Raw genomic sequence first — 7,117 nt, 5'->3', positions numbered from 1 at the left:
GTAATGCAGACGGTGGACGCCTTTATCAACATGCAGTTCAAGCGTCGCTGGTATTGGCCGTTTGGCAAGCAATTGTGCACTGAAGGCGGCCCGATCCCTACCTTCATCCCTGAAGCCAACAACTTTGTTGAAAAGGGGGCGAAGGCGCTGGGCGGCATCCCGACGACGTTGCTGACGGAAATTCTATTCAACATTCCGACCACGGCGCATTGCATGGGCGGATGCGCAATGGCGGACTCGCCCGAGCGCGGCGTGATGGACGCTCAGAACCACGTCTTCGGTTATCAAAATTTGCTGATCTGTGACGGCTCGATGCTCAGTGCCAACCTTGGTGTGAATCCCAGTCTCACTATCACCGCGCTGACTGAGCACGCGATGTCCCACATTCCAGCAAAGTCGTCGCATGTTCCCCATCGTCATCGTCCGAGTGTCTCCCATGACCACTCCGCATACAACTAACGCCACCCCGTTGAACCAGCCGTTGAGCCTTCCCAATGGCAGCGCGCTCCACAACGGTCTCGCCAAGTCGTCCATGAGTGAGGCGCTGGGTACGTAACCATTTGACGCGCAGACCCGTCGAACAGTATCGGCACCGGGCGGCTTCAGGTATCGCACCAAGTACATACGGGCTTGATCGCGGATCACGATTTTTTCGCTATTGGCGTCGTCAAGGAATGGTCATGGAGATTAATGCAATGCGACATCTATTGAAGTCAGGTGTCATCGGACTAGCCCTGGCCGCAACGCTCATTTCCTCGCCAGTTCGGGCAGTCGAGTTATCGTCAGATAACGAGAAGGCGAGTATGCCGATACAGCAACAGGAACGCGAAGTCAGATGGAAGGACGTGCCAACGCAGACCATCACTGCAGGCGGAGTGGATTTCGCGTATCGGGAGCTTGGGAAGGAACATGTTGGCACACCGGTGATCTTCCTCACCCACTTGGCTGCCGTGCTGGACAATTGGGACCCCCGAGTGGTGGACGGCCTCGCGGCGGAGCATCATGTGATCACGTTCGACAATCGCGGTGTCGGAGCTTCCAGTGGCGCACCATCGAATTCGATTGAGCAGATGGCCGATGATGCCATCAACTTCATCAAGGCCATGGGGTTCACGAAGGTCGATCTTTTTGGCTTTTCGATGGGCGGCATGGTTGCCCAGGAAGTCGTGCTGAAGCAGCCGCAACTCGTCCGCAAGATGATTCTCGCGGGAACGGGTCCTGCCGGCGGGGAAGGCATCAGTGCCGTGACCAGCGTTACCTTTTACGACATGCTTCGAGGTTTCCTCACCGGCCAGGATCCGAAGCAATATCTGTTCTTCACTCGTACGCCAAACGGTATCGAAGCTGGAAAGGCGTTTCTGGCGCGTTTGACGGAGCGTTCGGAAAACCGCGACAAGAAAATCTCCATCACCGCTTTTCTGGCTCAATTGGAGGCGATTCGCGCATGGGGCCGGAAAGAGCCAGAGAACCTATCGCTGGTGCAGAACCCGGTGTTAGTTGTCAACGGCGACAGCGATCGGATGGTCCCAAGCAAGAACTCGGAAGATCTGGCGCGGCGCCTGCCGAACAGCACGCTCATCATCTACCCTGATTCGGGCCACGGCGGGGTGTTTCAGTTCTATGCCGACTTCGTGCCGAAGGCGCTCGAGTTCCTTGGCCAATAAGTTTGAAGATAGCGCCCATAAGGGCGACCAGCGCCGAGCACCCCTCCCCCTCCCCCGTACCGGCATCCGTCAACATAACTGTACCGGTACTGTACCGAAAACCGTCGCTACACTGACTCCATCCCAGTCTCGAACACGAATGGAGAATCCACGATGGAATTCCTCACCCTGAGCGCGTTGCCCGCCGGCATGCTGTTCGCGCTCGTCACGTCGATCACGCCCGGCCCCAACAACACGATGCTGCTCGCCTCCGGCGTCAACTTCGGGTTCCGCCGCACGATGCCGCACCTGTTCGGCATCAGCATCGGCGTCGCGATCCTGATGTTGTGCGTCGGCTTCGGTCTCGGCGAAGCGTTCCGCCGCATGCCGGTCCTGTACACGATCCTCGAAATCGCGAGCGTCGCCTACCTGCTGTACCTCGCATGGCGGATCGGCACGTCCGGCGAAGTGAAGGCGCAAGGCGCCAAGCCACGCCCGATGACGCTCCTCGAAGCCGCCGCGTTCCAGTGGGTCAATCCGAAGGCGTGGATGATGGTGCTGACCGCCGCGACGACGATCCGCCTGTCCGCCGACTACGGGATGAACGCCGCGTGGATGGCCGTCGTGTTCATCCTGATCGGCTTTCCGTGCATCTGCCTGTGGGCCGCGTTCGGCCTCGGCCTGCGCCGCTTCCTGTCGAACCGCCGCGCGTTGCGCATCTTCAACGTGACGATGGCCGTGCTGCTGATCCTGTCGCTGTATCCGCTCATCGCGCATCTGCTGCCGCAGTAAGCGCGCACCAGCGCACCCGTTGAGCTTCACGTCATGCAGGCGTACCCTTTCGGTACGGGCGCGTGCAACCGCTTCGGCGGTTGCGGCGCAACTGCATGGAGATTGCCGTGAAGCCAATGCTGAAAGCCGGCGAGCACATCGAGGGCATGCACTGGATTGCCGAGTACCATCCGCTGACGCACGAGATCCGCGTGCTGCGCGAAGACATCGAGATCGGCATCTACTGCGCGCCGCCGACGATGTTCGGTGAAGAGGAAGACATGGGCGCCGCGAACCTCGCCGATCATCGCAGCCGGGAGGCCGCGCTGCGCGCGTATCTGCGCAACTTCGTCAAGGAACACGACGCGGAGGAGTAACGGCGCCGCGGCCGTGAAAATCAACGGGCCGCTGACGCGGTCCGGTCTGCTGTTACGCGTCGGCCGTCTTCCGACCCACCGCAACCCACGCGGAGCCGGCGCATTGCCCCGGCCCCGATTGCGCTCAATGCCCGAGCGACTCGATCTTGCCGCCCGGCTGCGCAACGCCATGCGGCCGCGCCATCTGCTTGATCAGCAACGCGAGGCATGCGAGCAGGCCCGCGACCGCGATCGTCCCGAACACGCCCGCGAACGAAAAGTGTCGGCGCGTCAGCTCCGCAACGAGGAACGATCCGGCGATCCCGCCGAAGCGGCCGACACCCAGCATCCATGCCACGCCCGTGCCGCGCCCTTCGGTCGGGTAGAACGCGGCGGCGAGCGCCGGCATCGACGATTGCGCGGTGTTCATCAGCACGCCGGCGATGAATACGACCAGCACGAGCAGCCCCACATTCCCCGCCGCCTGGCCGATCGCATACACGCTGATCGCGGTCAGCGCATAGCACACGGCGATCACACGGTTCGCGTTGAAACGGTCCATCAGCACGCCGCACAGCACCGCGCCGACACCGCCGAGCGGGAACAGCGCGGAGATCAGGGTCGCGCTCTTCGGCGTGAGGCCGGCGTCCTTCAGCAGGATCGGCATCCAGTTGATCGACGCGTAGAAGATCACGAGGCCCATGAAGTACGCGATCCACAGCATCACCGAACCGACGATGTACGAGCGCGACAGCACGACGCCGAGCCCCTTGCTGCCCGTCTGCGGCGCGGTTTCGGTCATCACGAACGAACTGGCGTTCAGCGCGTCGCGCGAAATCCGCGCGAGCGTCGTGCGGATCCGGTCGACGCTCTGGCCGTGCGCGACCATGAAGCGCACCGATTCGGGCATCTTCAGCAGCAACAGCACGCCGAGCAGCAGCGGCGTCACGCCGCCGAGCATCAGCACGCTGCGCCAGCCGAAATGCGGAATCATCCACGCGGCGAGGAAGCCGCCGAACGCCGCGCCGAGCGGGAAGCCGCAGAACATCAGGTTGATCACGGTCGCGCGGCGCTTGTCCGGGCAGAACTCGCCCATCATGGTGACCGCGTTCGGCATCGCCGCGCCGAGCCCGACGCCGGTGATGAAGCGCAGGATCGTCAGGTGCCCGATGGTCGTGGAGAACGCGGACACGAGGCACGCGACGCCGAACAGGAATACCGAGCCGAGCAGCAGCGAGCGGCGCCCGAGGCGATCGGACAACGGGCCCGACACGAGCGCGCCGCAGGCGAGGCCGAACAGCGCGGCGCTCAGCACGGGCGCGAGATCGGGTTTGGTGAGGTTCCATTCGCCGAGCAGCGACGGCGCGATGAAGCCGATCGCGGCCGTATCGAAGCCGTCGAGCAGCACGATCACGAAACACATCAGGAATACGAGCCACTGAAAGCCGCCGAACGGCTGCTCGTTGATGAAGGTCTGGACATCGACCACGGGTGTGCGATTCATCGCTAGTCTCCTTGTCGGCCGAAACTGGCGCTTAAGCGGTCGCTTCGGTCCCATCCAACATTGATATATGCAACAAGCGCGGCCTCGTGGCCGCGCCTTGCCTTCATTCACGCACCGATTCGCCGCCGGCGCGTTCGTCGATCGTCACGGCTCGCCAGCATCGGCGGCCGTGCGATCGGATCACTGCCGGCGCTCAGCCGGCCTCGCCTAGGCCGCCCCACCTAGGCGGCCCCACCTAGGCGGCCCCATCCTGTTCCTTGAAGATCTTGTCCGCGAGATGGAACGCGGAGTTCGCGGCCGGCACGCCGCAGTAGATCGCGGTCTGCAGCAGCACTTCCTTGATCTCGTCGCGCGTCACGCCGTTGTTGCGCGCGGCGCGCAGATGCAGCGCGAGTTCCTCGCCGCGGTTCAGCGCGACCATCATCGCGATGGTCAGCAGGCTGCGCGTATGGCGCGGCAGGCCGTCGCGCGTCCAGATCTCACCCCACGCATAGCGCGTGATCAGGTTCTGGAATTCGTCGGTCACCTCGGTGCGGTTCTCGATCGAACGGTCGACGTGCGCGTCGCCGAGCACCGCGCGACGCACCTTCATCCCTGCTTCATAACGTTGCTGGTCGTCCATCGTCAGTGCCTCACGCGGTCAGGAAGTCGAGCAGCGCGCGGTTGAAACCGTCGGTGCACTCGATGTTCGAAATGTGCGCGGCGTCGAATTCGACGTGGCGCGCGCCGGGAATCGCCGCAGCCAGCGCACGGCCCTGGTCGGGCGGCGTCGACATGTCCTTCGCACCGGTCACGACGAGCACCGGCAGTGCGATGCCCTTCACTTCCTCGCGCAGGTCGGCCGCGTTCAGCGCGTCGCAGTTCGCCGCGTAACCGTCCTTGTCGGTATGCACGAAGGTGTCGCGGATCGCATCGAACAGGCGCGGCTCGCGATCGACGAACGCGTCGGTGAACCAGCGCGGCAGCACGGCGTCGGCGAGCGCGGCCATCCCTTCGGCACGCGCCTTCTGCGCACGCGGCGCCCACACTTCCGGCGAACCGATCTTCGCGGCGGTGTTCGCCAGCACGGCACGCACGATGCGCGACGGGAAGCGCGCGGCGAGCGCGGCGCCGGTCAGGCCGCCCATCGAGATCCCGCAGAAGTGCGCGCGATCGATGCCGACGTGGTCGAGCAGGCCGATCACGTCGCCCGCGAGCTGGTCGACCGTGTACGAGCCGGCCGGTGCATCGGAATGGCCGTGGCCGCGCGTGTCGTAGCGCAGGATGTTGAAGTGCTGCGTGAGCGGGCGAATCTGCGGCGCCCACATCTGCAGGTCGGCGCCGAGCGAGTTCGAGAAAACGAGCCACGGCGCGTCGTCGCGCGCGGCACGGTCGATCCGGTAATGCAGTTTCACGCCGTTGACAGTGGCGAAGGGCATCAATGTTCTCCTGGTTGGTTCGCGCCCGCGTGCAGCGCGAGCACGGCGTCGACGTAGGCCTGCGCCTCGCCGACGTAATGTGCGGGATCGAGCAGCCGCGCGAGCGCGTCGCGCGACAGGTGGGCCGATACGGTCGCTTCGGCGGCGAGCACGTCGAACAGCGTCGCGCCGGTGCGCACGGCCTCCTTCGACGCATGCTCGACGACATGGTGCGCATCGAGCCGGCCGATCCGGTCGCCGAGCGCGAGCATCACGGCTTCGCCGAGGATCAGCCCGTGCGTCAGGTCGAGGTTCGCGGCGAGGCGTTCGGTGTTCACGTCGAGGCCCGCGACGATCTGCGCGATCTGCGCGAGCGCGCCGCCGGTCAGGCGCGCGAGGTCAGGCAGCGCGTCCCATTCCGCCTGCCAGCCGCCGAGCGCGCGCTCGTGCTCCTGGACCATCCCCGCGAACACGGTCGCGACGAGGTTCGGCGCGCGCACCGCGGCCGTCAGCACGGCCGCGCAACCGACCGGGTTGCGCTTGTGCGGCATCGTCGACGAGCCGCCCTTGCCGGCGGCCGCCGGTTCGCCGAGCTCGCCGACTTCGGTCTGCATCTGCAGCGACACGTCACGCGCAATCTTGCCGAGCGTGCCGGTCAGCATCCCGAAGCACGCGGCGGCTTCCGCGATGCGGTCGCGCTGCGTATGCCACGGCACGGCCGGCACCGCGAGCTTCAGGTCGGCCGCGAGCGCGGCGCTCACGCCGGCCGCATGCTCCCGCAGGCTCGCCAGCGTGCCGGCCGCGCCGCCGAACTGCAGCACCAGCGCGCGCTCGCGCAATTCGGCGAAGCGCGCGCGATGGCGCAGCAGCGCATCGAGCCATTGCGCGAATTTCAGGCCGAGCGTGATCGGCAGCGCCTGCTGCAGCCACGTGCGGCCGATCATCGGTGTCGCGCGATGCGTGCGCGCGAGCGTCGCGAGCGACGCGCACGCTTCGTCGAGCAGCGGCTCGAGCACGTCGAGCGTGTCGCGCAGCTGCAGTACGGTCGCGGTATCGATGATGTCCTGGCTCGTCGCGCCCCAGTGGACGAACTTCGCGGCCTCGGGGTCGTCGGCCTTCACTTGCGCGGTGAGCTGCTTGACGAGCGGAATCGCGAGATTGCCGCCGAGCGCCGCGCCGTGCGCGAGCGCGTCGGCGTCGAGCCGATCGGCGTCGCACGCGCGTTCGATGGGCGCGACCGCAGTGGCGGGAATCACCTGCTGCGCGGCGAGCGCGCGCGCAAGCGCGGCTTCGACGTCGAGCATCCGCTGGATCGTCGCGCGGGGCGACCAGATCCGGTTGAGCGGCTCGGTGCCGCAGATGAGGGAGGTCAGGCGGGCGCTGTCTTCGAGCATGGCATCAGAGTGGGGAAACGGCGTGCGCCTATTGTCTACCCAAGCGTGCCGA

7 protein-coding genes and 1 pseudogene are annotated in these 7,117 nt (G+C 65.4%); 4 read left to right on the top strand and 4 right to left on the bottom strand.

Translation table 11 applies throughout. The features are described 5' to 3' along the window. Nucleotides 1-3: 3 nt before the first annotated feature. The 4 genes and pseudogenes from LMA02_RS30545 to LMA02_RS30530 form a co-directional block, all read left to right on the top strand. Nucleotides 4-459 (top strand): annotated as a pseudogene (locus LMA02_RS30545) (GMC oxidoreductase); the annotation flags it as partial. Nucleotides 460-803: 344 nt separating this feature from the next. Then, entirely contained in the window at nucleotides 804-1,664 is an 861-nt protein-coding gene (locus LMA02_RS30540) for an alpha/beta fold hydrolase (protein WP_416378691.1), read from the top strand. 153 nt (nucleotides 1,665-1,817) lie between these two features. Beyond that, a complete protein-coding gene (locus tag LMA02_RS30535) occupies nucleotides 1,818-2,435 on the top strand; it encodes a LysE family translocator (protein ID WP_011659957.1) in 618 nt (205 codons plus the stop codon). A gap of 107 nt (nucleotides 2,436-2,542) precedes the next feature. Then, nucleotides 2,543-2,791 (top strand): hypothetical protein, encoded by a 249-nt coding sequence (locus tag LMA02_RS30530; protein ID WP_006749284.1) that lies wholly within the window; start codon nucleotides 2,543-2,545, stop codon nucleotides 2,789-2,791. 124 nt (nucleotides 2,792-2,915) lie between these two features. Here LMA02_RS30530 and LMA02_RS30525 read toward each other — a convergent pair whose 3' ends face one another. The 4 genes from LMA02_RS30525 to LMA02_RS30510 form a co-directional block, all read right to left on the bottom strand. After that, nucleotides 2,916-4,274, bottom strand: a complete 1,359-nt coding sequence (locus tag LMA02_RS30525) for an MFS transporter (RefSeq protein WP_166722105.1) — start codon at nucleotides 4,272-4,274, stop codon at nucleotides 2,916-2,918. A gap of 235 nt (nucleotides 4,275-4,509) precedes the next feature. Further along, entirely contained in the window at nucleotides 4,510-4,896 is a 387-nt protein-coding gene (gene pcaC / locus LMA02_RS30520) for a 4-carboxymuconolactone decarboxylase (protein WP_006749282.1), read from the bottom strand. Nucleotides 4,897-4,906: 10 nt separating this feature from the next. After that, on the bottom strand, nucleotides 4,907-5,692 hold the full coding sequence (gene pcaD / locus LMA02_RS30515) for a 3-oxoadipate enol-lactonase (protein WP_012365078.1): 786 nt from the start codon (nucleotides 5,690-5,692) through the stop codon (nucleotides 4,907-4,909). Then, nucleotides 5,692-7,065: a 3-carboxy-cis,cis-muconate cycloisomerase gene (locus tag LMA02_RS30510; RefSeq protein WP_228908744.1), complete on the bottom strand. Its 1,374-nt coding sequence runs from the start codon at nucleotides 7,063-7,065 to the stop codon at nucleotides 5,692-5,694. The genes pcaD and LMA02_RS30510 overlap by 1 nt, the downstream gene beginning before the upstream one ends. Nucleotides 7,066-7,117: the final 52 nt, after the last annotated feature.

This window comes from Burkholderia sp. B21-005, from assembly GCF_020843965.1.
In the GTDB taxonomy this organism is placed as follows: Bacteria; Pseudomonadota; Gammaproteobacteria; order Burkholderiales; family Burkholderiaceae; genus Burkholderia; species Burkholderia ambifaria.
This window is presented reverse-complemented; position numbering and strand designations above follow the sequence as displayed.

Excerpts from the sequence above, each read along its gene's own strand:
- LMA02_RS30540 (WP_416378691.1), top strand. The coding sequence starts at position 804 with ATGCCGATACAGCAACAGGAACGCGAAGTCAGATGGAAGGACGTGCCA.
- LMA02_RS30535 (WP_011659957.1), top strand. The coding sequence starts at position 1,818 with ATGGAATTCCTCACCCTGAGCGCGTTGCCCGCCGGCATGCTGTTCGCG.
- LMA02_RS30525 (WP_166722105.1), bottom strand. The coding sequence starts at position 4,274 with ATGAATCGCACACCCGTGGTCGATGTCCAGACCTTCATCAACGAGCAG.
- pcaC (WP_006749282.1), bottom strand. The coding sequence starts at position 4,896 with ATGGACGACCAGCAACGTTATGAAGCAGGGATGAAGGTGCGTCGCGCG.
- pcaD (WP_012365078.1), bottom strand. The coding sequence starts at position 5,692 with ATGCCCTTCGCCACTGTCAACGGCGTGAAACTGCATTACCGGATCGAC.
- LMA02_RS30510 (WP_228908744.1), bottom strand. The coding sequence starts at position 7,065 with ATGCTCGAAGACAGCGCCCGCCTGACCTCCCTCATCTGCGGCACCGAG.